We start from the raw sequence: 1,448 nt of genomic DNA, 5'->3' as shown, positions 1-1,448 counted from the left end.
CACTACTTTGGCAGAATTGGTCTGCGCCACTGTTTTTCAAGGATTTGCTTTCGGCAATATGGGCACTGCTGAGACGGCGGCCGAAGGATGAGATCGACGATGGCGTGACGTACGGCGGGCATGGTTGGTTGAGGCGGAGGCCCGTTGATTCTTTTTTTTCCGCCCCGCGTACGCGAGGCGACGATGTTGCAGGAAGGCGTAGGCAATCATTGTCATCAGGGCGTGGCGATGAAGACCTTGCCATGATCGCCCTTCGAAGTGATCAAGTCCAAGCTCTTCCTTCAATTGCTGATGCGCCTGCTCACAAATCCACCGTGCCTTGATGGTGGCGGCCAGCGTGCGCAGATCCGTCGCCGCCGGAAGATTGGCGAGATAGTATTTCTTCTCCCCGGAGGCACGTTGCTCGCCAATGAGCCAGGCTTCGTCGCCTGGGAGGTGCTGCTGACCTTTATCCCATATCCGCTGCGGAGGGCCGTCGGCGGTCCGGACACGGAGAGCAGCAAATTGGGCTTTGAGCCGACCTTTCGTCCCGCTACGCCAACTCACGGTTTTCCATTTGGCGCTGGCCAGCATTTGTTCTGCCGCAATCGATAAGATATCGGGCACGTGGTGCTTTCGTGGCTTCCCGCGGACTTTGGTAATCGGCCAAATGAGCTTCACGTCGACCGGATACACTTTCAGGTGCCGAGGGATACCGACAGCCCAGGCCAGCCCGCGCTCTGTTAGCCCTTGTCGAAACGGTGCGCTGAGGCCGTATCCTGCATCCGCCAGCACACATCCAAAGCGCACGTTGGCCGCCATCGCGCGGTCAATCTCGGCCAAAGCAATCTCCGGCTTGGACCGTGGCGTTCGGTGTTCGACTGGCACGCGAGCGCGCTTCAAACGAGACATGTCGCTCGTCCAACTGTCAGGCAGAAAGAGACGTAACGCGACCATCACTGGCACTTCGCCGCGCGCAAGCGTTAAAGACACCAGCGTTTGGCAATTTGCCGTTTTACCGAGAGCCGACGCGTATTGAGCCGCAACACCGACCGAGCGCTCACCCTTCTTCGGCAGTGAGGTGTCATCGATAACCAACACCGCATCCCTGCCGCCGACAAGTCGGTCCGCCTGGTTGAGCAGCTCTGTCTCCAGCGGCGTCGCGTCCCAGACACCGTCCGCAATGAAATGGTGCAACTGGTCGTAGTTGCTCGTGGCAAGGCGTTCCGCCATCGGCTGAACGCTCTTGCGATCGCCAGGACCGATCAATCCCGCAACATACAGAGGACACATCCGCTGTCGGGTCTTATGACCCAGCCGGTCCAAGAACGGCATTAGCCAGCGTTCGAGTTCGTCTTCCCATCCCGGCATGGTCAGCCCTCCAAGAGCCGACCACCCATGAATCATTGAAAAATCGATTCGGGAATCCTATAAAACGCGACAAAATCAAATAATCTGCCAAAGTAGTG

Annotated in this window: 1 protein-coding gene; it reads right to left on the bottom strand. The window is 58.1% G+C overall.

Going from position 1 to position 1,448, the window contains the following annotated elements:
* Positions 1-36: 36 nt before the first annotated feature.
* Positions 37-1,386, bottom strand: coding sequence for an IS701 family transposase (locus B5V03_RS05915; protein WP_129268343.1), 1,350 nt, complete (start codon positions 1,384-1,386; stop codon positions 37-39).
* Positions 1,387-1,448: the final 62 nt, after the last annotated feature.

Source organism: Bradyrhizobium betae, assembly GCF_004123905.1.
Taxonomy (GTDB): Bacteria; Pseudomonadota; Alphaproteobacteria; order Rhizobiales; family Xanthobacteraceae; genus Bradyrhizobium; species Bradyrhizobium betae_A.
Note: the sequence above shows the minus strand (reverse complement) of the source record. Positions and strands in the feature narration are given on the sequence as shown.